The sequence below is a fragment of the Pseudomonas sp. ACN5 genome, assembly GCF_002303975.1.
Lineage (GTDB): Bacteria > Pseudomonadota > Gammaproteobacteria > Pseudomonadales > Pseudomonadaceae > Aquipseudomonas > Aquipseudomonas laurylsulfatiphila.
Genome location: NZ_MRCP01000023.1, coordinates 50,678 through 66,567 on the forward strand (window position 1 = coordinate 50,678; position 15,890 = coordinate 66,567).

Here is a 15,890-nt window from a genome sequence, read left to right on the forward strand (position 1 = left end):
ACAAAAAATCTGTATCCGCTTTATTTGCATGATCTGTCATTTGGCCTGCATGCAGAATGCCTGTATTTTCCAGACTGACTGAATCAAGACGACCGATCGATGAATCCTGAAAAGCTCGAACTGCTGATCACCCGTGAAATGCCCTTCGGCAAATACAAGGGTCGAATCATTGCCGACCTGCCCGGCCCTTACCTGAACTGGTTCGCCCGGGAGGGTTTCCCTCACGGCGAATTGGGCGGCCTGCTGGCCCTGATGCAGGAAATCGATCACAACGGTTTGTCGGACTTGCTCGAACCGCTGCGCGCCAAACACGGCAAACCGGCCCCGCGTCACTGAATCACCTACCGAGCACCCTCATGCCTGACAACACCCGCCGCGCCCGTGATGAAGCCTTCTGGCAAACCTTTGCCGACCGCTACGATGTCGAACCCGGTCCGCTCAACCTGGAGAACGGTTACTTCGGACGCATGTCGCGCACGGTCGTCGAGGAGTACCAACGCAACATCGAGCTGATCAATCGCAGCAATTCGGTGTACGTACGCCAGCGCTTCGAACAGGGCGACAGCCTGAAGATCCGCGCGCAACTGGCCAGGTTGACAGGCGTCCCCGGCGACAGCATCGCCCTGACCCGCAACGCGTCGGAAGGTTTGCAGTCGCTGATCCGCAACTACAACCGGCTGCAGCCCGGCGATCAGGTACTGGTTTGCGATCTTGAATACGACACGGTCAAAGGCGCCATGCGCTGGCTGGCGCGTAATCGCGGCGTTGAAGTGATCGAAATCGAACACGCACACCCGGCAACCTTCGACAGTCTGCTGAACACCTACCGCGAAACCTTCGCACGGCACCCAAGGCTGAAGTTGATGGCCCTGACCCACGTCACCCATCGCACGGGCCTGGTAATGCCGGTGCAGGCGATTGCGGCCGCGGCGAAGGAACAGGGGATTGACGTCATCCTCGACGGTGCCCATGCCCTCGGCCAACTCGAGTTTGACCTGAGCGAACTGGGCATCGCCTTCGCCGGCTACAACCTGCACAAGTGGATCGGTGCACCGCTGACGCTTGGCTATATCTACATCGCCCCCGAACGCCTGGCCGACATCGACCCGGACATGGGCGAGATGCACTTCCCGCCCACTGACACCCGCGCCCGAACCTCGTACAGCACCCCCAACATCCCGGCGCTGCTGACCTTGCCGCTGGTGCTCGAAGAACATTGGGCGATGGGAGGAGCCGCGGCCAAGGGCGCGCGGCTCAATTATCTGCGCAACCTGTGGGTGCGCGAAGTTCGCGAACTTCCGGGCATCGAGGTGTTGACCCCGGATGATCCACGGCTGTATTGCGGCATCACCTCGATGCGCTTTACCCAACAGGCCGATCAACAGGTGATGGTCGAAAGGCTGCTCAACGACTACAACCTGTTCACCGTGGTGCGCAGTGGCGCGGCTTGCGGGCCGTGCATCCGCGTGACACCGGGATTGACCAGCACTGCCGACCATATGCAGCAGTTGATCATCGCGCTGAAAGAACTGCGCTGAACACTCACCATTGTGGGAGCGAGCTTGCTCGCGATGGTCGTGAACGATAACGGGTGAAACCTGATGCCCAGTGTCGCCCTCGGGTTTTTCGCGAGCAGGCTCGCTCCTACAAGGGTTAGCGCCGAACCTGTGGGAGCGATGGCGTCGTGTCATTCAACACCCATGCAAACTGTCACACCGTCATCGCGAGCAAGCTCGCTCCCACAGGGGGTATGAGCCGATCCAGGCCATTTTTTTCAGGCAAAAAAAAACGGTGCACCGACCAAGCGCACCGTAAAGCCGTAGAACACACAACGAAGTGTAGGGTGAAGCGATCAGTCCAGCAGCGCCAGGGCCTCGGCGGTGCATTCCTGAATGCGGGACCAGTCGCCGTTCTTGATCCACTCCGGATCAAGCATCCAGCTACCGCCCACGCACATGACGTTTTTCAGCGCCATGTAGCTCTTGATGTTGGCAGGTCCCACGCCGCCGGTCGGGCAGAATTTCACTTCGCCGAACGGGCCGCCCAACGCCTTGATGGCCGCAACGCCACCGCTGACTTCGGCCGGGAACAGCTTGAAGCGGCGGTAACCCAGACCGTAGCCTTCCATGATGCCCGAGGCATTGCTGATGCCTGGCAACAGTGGGATCGGGCTGGCGACACTGGCTTCCAGCAAGTCGCGGGTGATGCCCGGCGTGACGATGAACTGCGAACCCGCCGCTTCCGCCGCCGCCAGCATGTGGCGATCCAGTACGGTGCCGGCACCGGTCACCAGTTCCGGACGCTGCTCGCGCAGAATCTGGATGGCCTTGAGGCCGAATTGCGAACGCAGGGTCACTTCCAGGGCTGTCAGGCCACCGGCCGCGAGCGCGTCGGCCAGCGGCAGGACGTCCTGCTCGCGGGCGATGGTGATCACCGGCAGGATCCGTGCTTTCGCGCAGAGGCTGTCGATCAGGGCAACTTTGTCCGCCATGGAAACGGTCGGGGATGGGTTTGTCATAGCGGCTGTTCCTTGGCTCATGGGCACCAGAAAATCTCTAACGTGGGTTGCAGAAATGCGCGCACCGGCATTGCGGCGACATCGTCGCCGGCCAGTGCGGTACTCAGGGTGGTCAGCTTGGACTGACCGGAAATCGATAGAACCTTGTGTTTGGCCGAGGCCAGCAGCGCGCGGCTCATGGTCAGGCGCTGATGCGGCACGGTCGGCGCCAGCATCGGCCAGCAACGACGGACGCCATCGGCCTGCAATGCCTCGGCAAGGTTCGGGCTGTTGGGGAACAGCGACGCGGTGTGGCCGTCATCGCCCATGCCGAGGATCAGCACGTCGATCACCGGCAGTTCGGACAGCAAGCGGTCGGCCTGCTCCGCCGCCTGTTCAAGGTTGGCGCTGGCGCTGTACAGGCTCAGGAACTGCGCCTTGGCCGCCGGACCTTGCAACAGATAACGCTTGATCAGGCCCGCGTTGCTGTCGGCGTGCTCCACCGGCACCCAGCGCTCGTCGGCCAGGCTGACCACCACGTTCGACCAGTCCAGGGACTGCCTGGCCAGGTGCTGGAAAAACGCCACCGGACTACGGCCACCGGAGACCACCAGGGTCGCAGTGCCCTGGGCGTCGATCGCGTCGCTCAGCTTTTTCGCCACACTCAGTGCCAGGCTTTCAGCCAGCAGCACCGGGCTCTTGAACCCATGGGCGCTGACGCCCTGCGGCAGTTTCAAATCAGATATCGCCATACCACGACCTCCCGTCCCGCGTGATCAGAGCAATGGAGCTCATCGGCCCCCAGGACCCGGCCGCGTACGGCTTGGGCGCATCACCGGATTTTTTCCACCCGGCGATCAACTGGTCACACCACTTCCACGCGGCTTCGATTTCATCTTTACGGACAAACAGGTTCTGATTGCCGCGCATTACTTCCAGCAACAACCGCTCGTAGGCATCGGGAATCCGTGCGCTGCTCCAGGTGTCGGAAAAATTCAGCTGCAACGGACCGCTGCGCAGCTGCATGCCTTTGTCCAGGCCTTGGTCTTTGGTCATCACACGCAAGGAAATGCCTTCGTCCGGCTGCAGGCGGATAATCAGCTTGTTGCTGATTTGCAGGCGCTGCTCGGGAGCGAAGATGTAGTGCGACGGTTCCTTGAAGTGGATGACGATCTGCGACAGCTTCTGCGGCATGCGCTTGCCGGTACGCAGGTAAAACGGCACGCCGGCCCAGCGCCAGTTGCGGATGTCGGCACGCAGGGCGACGAAGGTCTCGGTATCGCTCTGGGTGTTGGAATTGGGTTCTTCCAGGTACCCCGGCACCGCTTTGCCTTCGCTGTAGCCGGCGATGTACTGGCCGCGCACCACCTGGGTGGTCAGGCCTTCCGGGCTGATCGGCGCCAGGGCCTTGAGCACCTTGACCTTCTCGTCACGGATGCTGTCGGCGGACAGGTCGGCCGGCGGGTCCATGGCGATCAGGCAGAGCAGTTGCAGCAGGTGGTTCTGGATCATGTCGCGCAGCTGGCCGGCCTTGTCGAAGTACCCCCAGCGGCCTTCGATACCGACCTTCTCGGCCACGGTGATTTCCACGTGGGAGATGTAGTTCTGGTTCCACTGGGTTTCGAACAGGCTGTTGGCGAAACGCAGGGCGATCAGGTTCTGGACGGTCTCTTTGCCCAGGTAGTGGTCGATGCGGTAGGTGCGGTTCTCCGGGAAGAACTGCGCCACGGCGTCGTTGACCTTGCGCGAGGATTCAAGGTCCGAACCGATGGGCTTTTCCAGCACCACACGGGTGTTTTGCACCAGGCCGACCTTGGCCAGGTTCTCACAGATCGCGCCGTAGACGGCGGCCGGCGTGGCGAAGTAGGCAATGACCCGTTGCGTGGTACCGGCCACCTCGGCCAGGGCCACATAATCTTCGGACTTGAGGAAATCGACGTGCAGGTAGCTCAGGCGCGCCAGAAAACGCTCGACCACGGCTTCGTCCAGCTCTTTGGCACCGACATAGCGGCGCAGCTCGGAGGCGATGAACGTCAGGTGTTCCTGCTCGCTGCCCGGCTCACGGGCCAGCGCGATGATTCGCGTGTCCTCGTGCAACAGGCCGGCGCCGTCGAGTTGATAAAGGGCAGGAAACAGCTTGCGCAAGGCCAGATCGCCAAGGGCGCCGAACAAGGCAAAGGTGCACGGTTCAACCGTAATCGAGAGCATGATGTTTGTTCTTTTATCAAGTTAAGCTACAAATACCTTTTTTCAAGGCATCACTCAAGGGAAAATGTAGTAATAACCACAACATTTTCGCAAAATACAGATTCCGAGTGGTGGTCGGTCGGAGCCATCAGTAGGATAGGCCACCGTCATGGGCCTCACCAAAGGCCCTTTTTGCATTAGCCGCGCGCTTATCCGCGCCGGTGAATCAAGGATACTTATATGGACCGCGTGCGAAATTTACTGGAGCAGATCCAGAATCGCCTTGAAGAGCTGAACAAGGCCGAACGCAAAGTCGCCGAGGTGATCCTGCTCAACCCGCAGCAGGCCACCCGCTTCAGCATCGCCGCCCTCGCCCAGGCCGCCTCGGTCAGCGAACCGACGGTCAACCGTTTCTGCCGTTCGTTCGGCGTCAGCGGCTACCCCGAGCTCAAGCTGCAGCTGGCCCAAAGCCTGGCCAGTGGCGCCGCGTACGTCAGCCGCGCGGTGGAGGCCGATGACAATCCGGAGGCCTATACCCAGAAGATCTTCGGCAGCGCCATCGCCTCGCTGGACAGCGCCTGCCAGGCACTGGACCCGAACCTGATCAGCCGCGCCGTCGACCTGCTGATCCAGGCCCGGCAGATCCACTTCTTCGGCCTCGGCGCCTCGGCCCCGGTGGCACTGGATGCGCAGCACAAATTCTTCCGCTTCAACCTCGCCGTCACGGCCCACGCGGATGTGTTGATGCAGCGCATGATTGCCTCGGTGGCCCATACCGGCGAACTGTTCGTGATCATTTCCTACACCGGGCGCACCCGCGAACTGGTGGAAGTGGCGCGTATCGCCCGGGAAAACGGCGCCTCGGTGCTGGGCCTGACCGCCGAGAACTCGCCACTGGCCAAGGCCAGCACCCTGAGCCTGAACATTCCGCTGCCGGAAGACACCGACATCTACATGCCGATGACGTCGCGGATCATCCAGCTGACCGTGCTGGACGTGCTCGCCACTGGCATGACGTTGCGCCGGGGCGTGGATTTCCAGCCGCATTTGCGCAAGATCAAGGAGAGCCTGAATGCCAGCCGGTATCCGGTGGGTGACGAGTTCAACTGACCGATCCTGAATCTTGGTTGCTTGAAAGGACGCCTTCGCGAGCAAGCCCGCTCCCACATTTGGAATGCATTCCCTCTGTGGGAGCGGGCTTGCTCGCGAAGGGGCCAGTCAAGACACCGCAAGATCCTGAACTCCTCCCCCCACCCGCGCCTGCAAACTCAGATGCGCCCGCTCCCCAGGTTTCAGACACAGGCTGTCGGTGCCCCCGCTTGCTGCCTCTACGCAAACGAATTCGGATATCTCGTTCCAGGTCACGCCGAGCAACGGCCGCGAACCGGGATGCCACACCACCGTGTCGGCCGTTTCGCCCGTGTCGATGCACAACGCCCGCTGCCAGGCGTGGTCGTTGAGCTGTAATTCGCCATCATGCTGGAACACCCGCTGGCAACCGCCGTCCACGCGCAACTCGCCTTCCTGCTGACACACCTGTCGGCTCAACTGGTCATAAACTTGCGCACCTTCAAGCCCAGACAGCGCTATCTCACTGACATCGCCAATACGCCAGTAAGCATGCAAAGCCTGGCTCATCTGGCACGGCATGTCGTCCTGATGCTCGGTGCTCAGGCGCAAGTCCATGCGTTCACCCAGGTGCGCGTGCAGGTCCACCTGCCAGTCGCACAACTTCAGCTGCCAGTGCAACCGCACACCTTCGTCGTCACTGTTGCTGTCGAGCAGCTTCCAGTCGAGCAGCCGCGCCCAGCCATGGGACGGCCAGGCGTTTTCGCTCGGATGCCGGCCATACCAGGGCCAACACACCGGCACACCACCGCGAATGGCGCCGACCTGCGGCCACTTTGCCGCGCACCACAGCCAGGGCTTTTGCCCCTTGGGCTGGAAGTGCAGCAACTGCGCGCCCTGCCGACTGAACACCGCCTGACACAGCGGATGATCGATCACCAGCACGTCGCGCATCTGATAGCGCTCCCACGCGAACACCGGACGTTCGCGCAAGGATTTGAAGAAGCGTTGTAGCGGATGCTCAAGCATGTGCCACGGTCCTGAAAATCATCTGTCACCGGGGTGCGCGGCCCGCAAAAAAAAGCGGACAGCCATGGCTGTCCGCAAATATGCGCACATGGAGGGAAGCTTATCGCAGACGCGTTAGAACACCGACTGAATTTTCAGGCCGGCCACCAGCGCGTTGTCGACTTCATCCACACCACCCGGGTGAGTGACGTATTGCAAGTTGGGACGTACGGTCAGCCAGTTGGTCACGTGGAAGCCGTAGTTGATCTCGTAGTTGTATTCGGTTTCACGAATGGGCGAAAACAGCGGATTGTCGTATTCCAAAACACCGTTGGCCACGTTGGTCAGTTCAGCGTTTTTCTTCACGTCATCGTTGACATGGATACGGGCGAAACCGATGCCCACGTCATCCTTGGGACGCGCGTCGAACGGGCCCTTGTACACGAACATCAGCGACTGGTAGTTGTCGATGAAGTTGGTGTCCTTGTCGTGGAAGGTGGCGTTGGCCGCGATGTTCAGACCACGGGATGCATCGCCATTGTGGCTGGTGAGTTGCTGCTGCGCGACGAACCAGTAGCCGTGCTTGCTATCGTGGACGCGATAAGGGTTGCCGGTGGTCGCGGCATCCTGGCCGTTGTCGTCCTTGAGAACGTCGTCGGCATTGGCGGTACTTTTGTAGTAACCGACACGGTATTCGCCCGGCAGGTTGTTGACCTTCGGCGACCAGACCAGCTCGACCGGCAGGACGGTGCCATTGGTGCCACTGCCGCTGAGCTTGAAGCCGTTACCGTGCTCCAGTTGCGACGTGTTCTGGTTGTACGCGCCGATCTGGGCGTAGAGCTCGTCATTGATGTGGTACTTCACGCGGATCGCCGCCTGGCTGACCGGCCAGTTGTACCAGATGTTGGTGGCCCAGTTACCGACCTGGGATCCGCAGAACGCCAGGTTCTGGAATTCGCACGGGAAGGTGTTGAAGTCTTCACCTTCACCGAAGTAACCGGCCTTGACGTCCAGCTTGTTGTCGAAGAACTGGTGCTGAATCCACAACTGGGTCAGACGCACCATGTGGCCACGACCGTAGACTTCCTGGGAGGAACTCAAGGTGCCGGCACGCGGGTCGCCGATACGGTCGTTGGAGATGTTCTCGCCGTTACGGTTGGTGAGCTGGATCTTGGCCTGGGTGTTGTCCCAGCCGAACAGTTTTTCCAGGTCCAGCGCCGCGCCCAGGCCAAACTGGTCGGCGTAGCGCGCGGTCTTGTCATCGTTGAAGCCGCCATGCAGGTTGCCGCCGACTTCACCGACGTAGTCCATCTTGATGTCGATGCCTTGCTCGATCAGCCTGGTACGCTCGCCACCCCAATCGCCCGTCATCCACCTGGAGTCGGAGCTGAACGCTTCATCGGCCATCGCATTGCCGGCCAGAACCAGTGCTGCCGCTGCTGAAACCTGGCAGATCAACCGGGCCTTGTTCTTCATCTTCATCCCTACTTCCTCGTTTTATTGTTATTAACTTTTCTTTTTTTAACGCGGTTACATCCGGTGCAATGCGCGACAGGCCGCGCATTGCGAATCCCCCCCTGTAGGAGCGAGCTTGCTCGCGAGAAACCTGAGAACACCGTGGGGTGTCAGGTTTCCAGTGTCATCGTTGACGTCCATCGCGAGCAGGCTCGCTCCTACAGGTTTGTTCTTCAGCGGCCTTTGAATTGGGCAACGTTGGCGCTGTGCGCTTCGGTTTTCGGCACGCCTGCGACCCCCAGTCGCTCACCCGTTTTCGCATCGAACAGCAGCACTTTCGCCGGATCGAATTGCAGGGTCAGGGTCTCCCCCACCGCCGGTGCCACGTCCGGCGCCAGGCGGCAGCAGACCTTGGTGTCGTTGAGGTTGACGAAGACCAGGGTGTCCGGCCCGGTCGGTTCGGTGACCTGGACTTCGGCACGAATGGTCGGCAAACCGTTCGCTTCACCGTTGGCCAGAATGATCTGTTCAGGGCGCATGCCGAGGATCACTTCGCGATCTTCGAGACCTGCGTCCTGCATGCCCAGCGGCAGCTCGCAACGGGCCTGGCCGCTGTCGAGCAGCGCCAGCAGGCGACCGTCCTTGCGCTGCAGGCGCAGCGGAATGAAGTTCATCGGCGGCGAACCGATGAAGCTCGCCACGAAGAGGTTGGCCGGGTTGTTGTAGATGTCCTTCGGTGTACCGAACTGCTGGATGATCCCGTCCTTCATTACCGCCACCTTATCGCCCAGGGTCATGGCTTCGATCTGGTCGTGGGTCACGTAGACCGTGGTGGTTTTCAGGCGCTGGTGCATCAGTTTCATTTCGGTGCGCATCTCGACCCGCAGCTTGGCGTCGAGGTTGGACAGCGGCTCGTCGAACAGGTAAATCTTCGGCCGCCGCGCCAGGGCACGGCCCATCGCCACACGCTGTTGTTGACCACCGGAGAGCTGGCCGGGCTTGCGGCTGAGCAGGTGTTCGATCTGCAACAGCTTGGAAACCCGAGCAACTTCTTCGTCGATTTCCGCGGTCGGCATTTTGCGGATCTTCAGGCCGAAGGCGATGTTGTCGCGCACGCTCATGGTCGGGTACAGCGCGTAGGACTGGAACACCATGGCGATGTCACGATCCTTGGGGCTCATGCCACTGATGTCGGCGTCATCCACCAGGATCGCGCCGCCACTGATGGTTTCCAGCCCGGCGATGCAGTTCATCAGCGTGGATTTACCGCAGCCCGACGGGCCGACCAGGATCAGGAACTCACCGTCATCGATTTTCAGTTCGATGTTTTTCAGGGTGTCCGGCAAGCCGGGGCCGTAGGTCTTGTTGACGTTGCGTAATTCGAGAGTTGCCATCTTTCTACCCCTTGACCGCGCCGGACGTCAGCCCACGCAGGAAATACTTGCCAGCGAATATGTAGACCAGCAGTGTCGGCAGCCCGGCGATCATCGCGGCGGCCATATCAACGTTGTATTCCTTGGCCCCGGTGCTGGTGTTGACCAGGTTGTTCAGGGCCACGGTAATTGGCTGGGCATCGCCGCTGGCGAAGACCACGCCGAACAGGAAGTCGTTCCAGATCTGGGTGAACTGCCAGATCAGGCAGACCATCACGATCGGGATCGACATCGGCAGCAGGATTTTCAGGAAGATCGTGAAGAAGCCTGCGCCATCGAGCCTTGCGGCCTTGACCAACGCATCCGGAATGCTCACGTAGTAGTTGCGGAAGAACAGCGTGGTGAACGCCAGGCCGTAGACCACGTGCACCAGCACCAGGCCGGTGGTGGTGTTGGCCAGGCCGAATTTGCCGAGAGTGAACGAGGCCGGCAGCAGCACGGTCTGGAACGGCAGGAAGCAGCCGAACAGCAACAGGCCGAAGAACAACTGCGAGCCACGGAAGCGCCACATCGACAGCACGTAGCCGTTCATCGCGCCGATGAAGGTCGAGATCAGCACCGCCGGCACGGTGATCTTCACCGAGTTCCAGAAGTAGCCGCCGACCACGTCCCAGGCCTTGACCCAGCCGATGCCGTCGATCACGGTCGGCCAGCTCAGCAGGTTGCCGGTGCGGATGTCTTCCGGGGATTTGAAGCTGGTCAGCAGCATCACCACCAGCGGGATCAGGTACACCGCCGCTGCCAACAGCAGGGTGGCGTAGATCGCGATACGGCTGAAACTGATGCCCGATTTTCCGAGTTGATTAGTCATGGCGTTTGCCTCGCAGCTCGGAGTACAGGTACGGCACGAGGATGGTCAGCACGGCACCCAGCATCAGCATGGCGCTGGCCGAACCGATGCCCATCTGGCCACGGCTGAAGGTGAAGGAATACATGAACATCGCCGGCAGGTCGGATGAATAACCCGGGCCGCCCGCGGTCATCGCCGCGACCAGGTCGAAGCTCTTGATCGCGATGTGCGCCAGGATCATGAAGGCACTGAAGAACACCGGACGCAGGCTCGGCAGGACGATCTTCAGGTAGATGGTCGGCAGACTCGCCCCGTCGACTTGCGCGGCGCGGATGATCGACTGATCGACACCGCGCAGGCCGGCCAGGAACATCGCCATGACAAACCCGGAGGCTTGCCACACGGCGGCGATCACCAGGCAGTAGACCACGCGATCCTGATCCACCAGCCAGTCGAGACGGAAGCCTTCCCAGCCCCAGTCACGCAGCATCTTGTCCATGCCCAGGCCAGGGTTGAGCAGCCATTTCCAGGCGGTACCGGTGACGATCATCGACAGCGCCATCGGGTACAGGTAGACGGTGCGGATGAAGCCTTCCTTGCGAATGCGCTGGTCCAGCAGCACGGCGAGGAACACGCCCAGCACCAGGCTGATGCCGATGAACATGCCGCCGAACACCGCGAGGTTCTTGCTCGCGACCCACCAGCGGTCGTTGTCCATCAGGCGCATGTATTGCTGCAGACCGACCCACTTGTAGCTCGGCATGAAGCTGGAGTTAGTGAAGGACAGAATGAACGTCCAGATGATGTAACCGTAGAAGCCAACCAACACGATCAGCATGCTCGGCGCGAGTACCAGTTTGGGTAGCCAGCGTTGCAGCGCATCGAACGGTGAGGCTTTGCTGAAAACCGCCACAGAGCTCATCGGGATAATCCAGGTGGAGAAGTGAAATCCGGACAGAGTTCCCCCCTGTAGGAGCGAGCTTGCTCGCGATGGAATCAAGAACACCGGGTTCTGTCTGGATGAGCGCGGTGTCTGGTAGTCCATCGCGAGCAAGCTCGCTCCTACAATTGGGGCGGAGCTCTCTCTGGGGTTTGCCGCAGAATTACCTGCGGCGATTACGAGTTACTGGGCGGCTTTGACAGCCGAAGCCAGTTGGGCGCTGGCCTTGGCCGGGTCAGCGTTCTTGTCGTTCATGAAGTTGGTGACCACGTCGAAGATCGCGCCCTGCACGGCCAGGGAGGTGGCCATGTTGTGCGCCATGCTCGGTTGCAGGCCGCCAGTCTTGTCGTCCGCAATGAAGTCCTTCGCCGACTTCTGGGCGCACTCGTCGAAGCCGAGCTTGTCCATTTCGCCCAGCATGTCGTTACGCACCGGGATCGAACCCTTGTTCATGCTGAAGACTTTCTGGAAGTCGGTGCCCAAGGCGACCTTGGCCAGGTCTTGCTGGGCAGCGATGTCACCCTTGCGATCAGCCTTGAGCTTGAACACGGCCAGGGAGTCGATGTTGTAGGTGAAGGCCTTTTCAGTGCCCGGGAACGCTACGCACAGGTAGTCCTTGCCCGCGACTTTCCCGGCCGCCGTCCACTCGCTTTTCGCCCAGTCGCCCATCATCTGCATGCCGGCCTTGCCGTTGATGACTTCAGCGGCAGCGATGTTCCAGTCACGACCGGCGCGGTTCGGGTCCATGTAGGTGGTGATCTTTTTCAGCTCGGCGAACGACTGGGTCATTTCCGGGCCGGACAGGGTTTTCTGATCCAGGTCGACCAGGGCTTTCTTGTAGCCGTCGACGCCCATGACCGAGAGCACCACGTCTTCAAACACGGTGCTGTCCTGCCAAGGCTGACCGCCGTGGGCGAGCGCAATGAAGCCTGCGGCTTTGAGCTTGTCGCCGGCGGCATAGAATTCTTCGAGGGTGGTCGGGGCTTTTTCGATCCCGGCTTTCTTGAACACTTGCGGGTTGATCCACAGCCAGTTGACGCGGTGGATATTCACCGGCACGGCAACGTAATCACCTTCGTACTTCACGGTGTCGGAGACTTTCTTCGACAGCAGGCCATCCCAGTTTTCCGCCTTGGAAACGTCTTTCAACGCGTCGGTGCTGAGCAGGCCGGTGCTGCCCCACTCCTGGATGTCCGGACCCTTGATCTGCGCAACGCCTGGCGGGTTGCCGGCTACGGCGCGACTCTTGAGTACGGTCATGGCTGTGGAACCGCCGCCACCGGCGACTGCGCCGTCCTTCCAGGTGAAGCCGTCTTTCTCGACTTGAGCCTTCAGGACATCGACCGCTGCTTTTTCACCACCGGAGGTCCACCAGTGAACGACTTCAACGGAACCTTTGGATTCGGCGGCCAGGACACTGAGGGGGAGCGCAGACAGGGAAGCGAGAGAAATGACAGTAGCGAGGCGAGAAATCGCATTCATCTAGGAGCACCTTTCTTGTTGTTATGCATGCAAGTCTGTTGCTTGCGCTGCATAAGATTCTAAACAGGGGATATCCCCTCGCAGGTAACGAAGGGATGCGCGAATGTCACCGCATGGTTACATAGAACCGCTCTGGGACAACTGCGCCAGCGCCGTGGCCATGCTCGGCGCCAGCGCCAGGCGAGGAATCAGCACGGCTTGCCAGGCATGGTAAAGGTCGGGCTTGCCGGGCCAGATGTCGGCACTCGGGCGGTTTTGCGGATCGAGTTCGTGATACCAACTGCCATCACAGCGGTCGATGAAATGACTGTCACAGAATTCCCAGAACAGGCGGTACCACTGCTCGTACTGCACTTCACCCGTGCGTTTGATCAGTGCACTGGCGGCGGCACTGGCTTCGCAATGGGTCCAGTGCAGGCGATGGCGGACCACCGCTTTGTTGTCCCAGTCCAGGGTGTAGACAATCCCCGGCGCGCCATCGATGCTCCAGCCGTGACGACAGTTGTGTTCGAAGAGTTTTTGCGCGTCGGTGACCAGCCAGCCCGGCGTGAGCATCCCCGCGCTCACCCGCGAAGCTTCGAGATGCAGCAACAGCCGCGCCCACTCGAAACCGTGGCCCGGGGTGGTGCCGTAGGGGCGAAAACCGTCCGCCGGATTGTCACGGTTGTAACCCCGCAGTGGCTGCCAGTGGCGGTCGAAATGCTCGATCACCAGGTAATCGTTGGCAGCGGCGTGACCATGGATCACGCGTTCGACGATGCGCTGGGCGCGGCACAACCAGCGTTTGTCTTGCGTGACATCGGCCAGGGCGAGGAAGGCTTCGGTGGCGTGCATGTTGCTGTTGGCGCCGCGATAGGCTTCCTCTTCACTCCAGTCGCGATTGAAGGACTCGCGCATCGCGCCTTCTTCTTCACTCCAGAACCAGGTGTCGATGATGTCGATGGCATCATCGAGCAAGGCTTGCGCACCGGGACGCTGTGCGACCACCGCCGAACTGGCGGCCAGCGCGACGAAAGCATGCAGGTAGGCGTTCTTGCCGGTGTTGCCGTCGCGATGTTCGGCAGTGGCGAACCAGCCGCCGTGAACCGCATCGCGCAGTGGCCCGCGCAGTGCTGTGACGCCGTGATCGACCAGCTCGGCAAAGCCCGGCAAGCCCTGGATATGGGCCATGGCGAAGCTGTGGGTCATGCGAGCGGTATTCATGGTATGGGCTTGCGCATCGGCCGGGAGGCGACCCTTTTCATCGAGGTTGCCGAAGCCTTCAGGGAGCCTGGAAGCCTTGGCAAAGCTCAACAGGCGCAGGCCTTCGGCGGCGAGCCATTGCTGATGGGCAGGTGCGATCAGCCAACTGCTGAAGGCGGGTTGGAGGGTGTCCATGGCGTACCTTTTTTGTTGTTATGACTGTGGGACAGCATAAACAACGCAAGGCGGCGGGCTTGTAACGAAGGGGGTGGGTTATGTCACTGACTTGTGACATTTCCAAATTGAGTGATTTTTTGTGGCGAGGGAGCTTGCTCCCGCTGGACTGCGCAGCAGTCCCTTTTTTGGGGGCGCTTCGCGCCCCAGCGGGAGCAAGCTCCCTCGCCACAGGGTCGGAGTCATTCCACTGAGCGAGGCAATTGCAGGGTCACCCGCAACCCGCCTTCACGCAGGTTCTGCAAGCTGACCTCGCCGCCATGGCTATGGGCAATGTTGCGGGCAATCCCCAACCCCAAGCCATAACCCTGCTGCTGCCCGGCCAGACGGAAATGCGGTTCGAACACCTGCTCCAGCCGCTGCTCCGGCACGCCAGGCCCTTCATCATCGACATGCAGGATGAACGCGCGGTCATCGTCATCGATGTGCAGATGCGCGTTCTGCCCGTACTTCAACGCATTGTCGATCAGGTTGCCGATGCAGCGCTTGAGCGCCAGGGGTTTGCCCGGATACGCCGCCAACGCCCGCCCCTGCTGGGTCACGCGACCATTGCCGTTGGGCGCCAGGTACGGTTCCACCAGACAGTCGAGCACATGGTTGAGGTCCACCGGCTCGATGTTCTCGTGGATGTCGGTGTCCTTCACACATTGCAGCGCGCCCTTGACCAGCAATTCGAGCTCGTCCAGATCGCGCCCGAACTTGGCTTGCAGCGTTTCGTCTTCGAGCAATTCAACGCGCAGGCGCAACCGGGTGATCGGCGTGCGCAGGTCGTGGGATATCGCGCTGAACAACTGGCTGCGCTCGGTCAGGTAACGGCTGATGCGCTCGCGCATGGTGTTGAAGGCGCGCCCGACCTCGACCACTTCACTGCCACCGCCCTCGGCCACCGGCTCCACGTCGGCACCCAGCGACAGATCGCGCGCGGCCCGCGCCAGGCGCTTGAGCGGCCGACTCTGCCAGTGCACCAGCAGACCGATGAACAACAGCAGAAAGCCGCTGGTCAGGACGATGAACCACACCTGCTGCGCCGGCAGGCCCTGCTCTTCAAGACTGGTGTAGGGCTCGGGCAGCAGCGAGGCGATGTACAGCCATTCGCCCGGTGCCATCTGGATCTGCGTGACCAACACCGGCGGGTTCACCGGTTCCAGGGTCAAGGCGTAGTGCGCCCAGGAGCGTGGCAACTCATCGAGTTTCAGGCCGCCATTGAAGATGCGCAGGTCTTCCGGGCTGACGAAGGTCACCGAGATGTCCGTGTCCTGGCCGAGGGACTGGCGCAACACCTCGTCCACCGCCTTGAGCACCGCCTCTTTGCGCGGGGTGATGGGCAGCACTTCCATGCCCAGGGGTTTGTCGTTGAGCGTGACCACGAACCGGGTGCCGCCCATGCTGCGCAACTGATCGAGCACCAGAGGCCGAAACGCCACCGGCAACGAACGGAAATAACTGACACTGGCCGTCATCGAATGGGCCAGGCTGCGGGCGCTGGTGACCAGGCCCTCGAGCTGCGTGGCGCGCAGCTGCGACACCCAGATCACGCTCGACAGCGCCTGGGCGAACAGCACGGCCAACAAGGTCAACAGCAACATCCGCCCGAGCAGCGAACGCGGCATCGGC

Annotated in this window: 14 protein-coding genes; 3 read left to right on the plus strand and 11 right to left on the minus strand. The window is 61.1% G+C overall.

What is annotated here, in order from left to right; translation table 11 throughout:
• Positions 1-99: 99 nt before the first annotated feature.
• Both BSF40_RS29130 and BSF40_RS29135 read left to right on the plus strand, forming a co-directional pair.
• A complete protein-coding gene (locus tag BSF40_RS29130; RefSeq protein WP_003227425.1) occupies positions 100-336 on the plus strand; it encodes a DUF3820 family protein in 237 nt (78 codons plus the stop codon).
• A 20-nt stretch (positions 337-356) separates the two neighbouring features.
• A complete protein-coding gene (locus tag BSF40_RS29135) occupies positions 357-1,538 on the plus strand; it encodes an aminotransferase class V-fold PLP-dependent enzyme (RefSeq protein WP_095967930.1) in 1,182 nt (393 codons plus the stop codon).
• Between the two features lie 314 nt (positions 1,539-1,852).
• Here the strand turns inward: BSF40_RS29135 and BSF40_RS29140 are convergent, their stop codons facing one another.
• Genes BSF40_RS29140 through zwf form a run of 3 tightly spaced genes read right to left on the minus strand, consistent with a single transcriptional unit; the run spans position 1,853 to position 4,705 of the window.
• Complete coding sequence (locus BSF40_RS29140; protein ID WP_015096565.1) at positions 1,853-2,518, minus strand: bifunctional 4-hydroxy-2-oxoglutarate aldolase/2-dehydro-3-deoxy-phosphogluconate aldolase; 666 nt, start codon at positions 2,516-2,518, stop codon at positions 1,853-1,855.
• A 17-nt stretch (positions 2,519-2,535) separates the two neighbouring features.
• Complete coding sequence (pgl, locus tag BSF40_RS29145; protein ID WP_095967931.1) at positions 2,536-3,249, minus strand: 6-phosphogluconolactonase; 714 nt, start codon at positions 3,247-3,249, stop codon at positions 2,536-2,538.
• On the minus strand, positions 3,236-4,705 hold the full coding sequence (gene zwf, locus BSF40_RS29150) for a glucose-6-phosphate dehydrogenase (RefSeq protein WP_015096567.1): 1,470 nt from the start codon (positions 4,703-4,705) through the stop codon (positions 3,236-3,238). The genes pgl and zwf overlap by 14 nt, the downstream gene beginning before the upstream one ends.
• A gap of 228 nt (positions 4,706-4,933) precedes the next feature.
• On the opposite strand from zwf, the gene BSF40_RS29155 reads away from it, so the two are divergent.
• Positions 4,934-5,794 carry a MurR/RpiR family transcriptional regulator gene (locus tag BSF40_RS29155; protein ID WP_170948639.1) on the plus strand — a complete coding sequence of 287 codons (861 nt, stop codon included), beginning with the start codon at positions 4,934-4,936 and terminating at the stop codon, positions 5,792-5,794.
• Between the two features lie 108 nt (positions 5,795-5,902).
• On the opposite strand, the gene BSF40_RS29160 is transcribed toward BSF40_RS29155, so the two are convergent.
• The 8 genes from BSF40_RS29160 to BSF40_RS29195 all read right to left on the minus strand — a co-directional run bounded on the left by BSF40_RS29160 (position 5,903) and on the right by BSF40_RS29195 (position 15,886).
• Positions 5,903-6,781, minus strand: a complete 879-nt coding sequence (locus BSF40_RS29160) for a D-hexose-6-phosphate mutarotase (protein WP_095967932.1) — start codon at positions 6,779-6,781, stop codon at positions 5,903-5,905.
• Between the two features lie 114 nt (positions 6,782-6,895).
• A complete protein-coding gene (locus BSF40_RS29165; protein WP_095967933.1) occupies positions 6,896-8,242 on the minus strand; it encodes a carbohydrate porin in 1,347 nt (448 codons plus the stop codon).
• Positions 8,243-8,448: 206 nt separating this feature from the next.
• Positions 8,449-9,609: an ABC transporter ATP-binding protein gene (locus BSF40_RS29170; protein WP_095967934.1), complete on the minus strand. Its 1,161-nt coding sequence runs from the start codon at positions 9,607-9,609 to the stop codon at positions 8,449-8,451.
• Between the two features lie 4 nt (positions 9,610-9,613).
• On the minus strand, positions 9,614-10,459 hold the full coding sequence (locus BSF40_RS29175; RefSeq protein WP_095967935.1) for a carbohydrate ABC transporter permease: 846 nt from the start codon (positions 10,457-10,459) through the stop codon (positions 9,614-9,616).
• Positions 10,452-11,360, minus strand: coding sequence for a carbohydrate ABC transporter permease (locus tag BSF40_RS29180; protein ID WP_095967936.1), 909 nt, complete (start codon positions 11,358-11,360; stop codon positions 10,452-10,454). The genes BSF40_RS29175 and BSF40_RS29180 overlap by 8 nt, the downstream gene beginning before the upstream one ends.
• Positions 11,361-11,561: 201 nt before the next feature.
• The gene (locus tag BSF40_RS29185; protein WP_015096571.1) at positions 11,562-12,860 is read right to left on the minus strand and encodes an ABC transporter substrate-binding protein; all 1,299 of its coding nucleotides are present in this window, start codon (positions 12,858-12,860) and stop codon (positions 11,562-11,564) included.
• Positions 12,861-12,977: 117 nt separating this feature from the next.
• Complete coding sequence (locus tag BSF40_RS29190) at positions 12,978-14,237, minus strand: AGE family epimerase/isomerase (protein ID WP_095967937.1); 1,260 nt, start codon at positions 14,235-14,237, stop codon at positions 12,978-12,980.
• A 221-nt stretch (positions 14,238-14,458) separates the two neighbouring features.
• On the minus strand, positions 14,459-15,886 hold the full coding sequence (locus BSF40_RS29195) for an ATP-binding protein (RefSeq protein WP_218195159.1): 1,428 nt from the start codon (positions 15,884-15,886) through the stop codon (positions 14,459-14,461).
• Positions 15,887-15,890: the final 4 nt, after the last annotated feature.

Bases quoted from the DNA above. Each gene is read 5' to 3' on its own strand.
- zwf (WP_015096567.1), bottom strand. From the start codon at position 4,705: ATGCTCTCGATTACGGTTGAACCGTGCACCTTTGCCTTGTTCGGCGCC.
- BSF40_RS29185 (WP_015096571.1), bottom strand. From the start codon at position 12,860: ATGAATGCGATTTCTCGCCTCGCTACTGTCATTTCTCTCGCTTCCCTG.
- BSF40_RS29140 (WP_015096565.1), bottom strand. From the start codon at position 2,518: ATGACAAACCCATCCCCGACCGTTTCCATGGCGGACAAAGTTGCCCTG.
- BSF40_RS29195 (WP_218195159.1), bottom strand. From the start codon at position 15,886: ATGCCGCGTTCGCTGCTCGGGCGGATGTTGCTGTTGACCTTGTTGGCC.
- BSF40_RS29190 (WP_095967937.1), bottom strand. From the start codon at position 14,237: ATGGACACCCTCCAACCCGCCTTCAGCAGTTGGCTGATCGCACCTGCC.
- pgl (WP_095967931.1), bottom strand. From the start codon at position 3,249: ATGGCGATATCTGATTTGAAACTGCCGCAGGGCGTCAGCGCCCATGGG.
- BSF40_RS29175 (WP_095967935.1), bottom strand. From the start codon at position 10,459: ATGACTAATCAACTCGGAAAATCGGGCATCAGTTTCAGCCGTATCGCG.
- BSF40_RS29180 (WP_095967936.1), bottom strand. From the start codon at position 11,360: ATGAGCTCTGTGGCGGTTTTCAGCAAAGCCTCACCGTTCGATGCGCTG.
- BSF40_RS29130 (WP_003227425.1), top strand. From the start codon at position 100: ATGAATCCTGAAAAGCTCGAACTGCTGATCACCCGTGAAATGCCCTTC.
- BSF40_RS29165 (WP_095967933.1), bottom strand. From the start codon at position 8,242: ATGAAGATGAAGAACAAGGCCCGGTTGATCTGCCAGGTTTCAGCAGCG.
- BSF40_RS29135 (WP_095967930.1), top strand. From the start codon at position 357: ATGCCTGACAACACCCGCCGCGCCCGTGATGAAGCCTTCTGGCAAACC.
- BSF40_RS29160 (WP_095967932.1), bottom strand. From the start codon at position 6,781: ATGCTTGAGCATCCGCTACAACGCTTCTTCAAATCCTTGCGCGAACGT.
- BSF40_RS29170 (WP_095967934.1), bottom strand. From the start codon at position 9,609: ATGGCAACTCTCGAATTACGCAACGTCAACAAGACCTACGGCCCCGGC.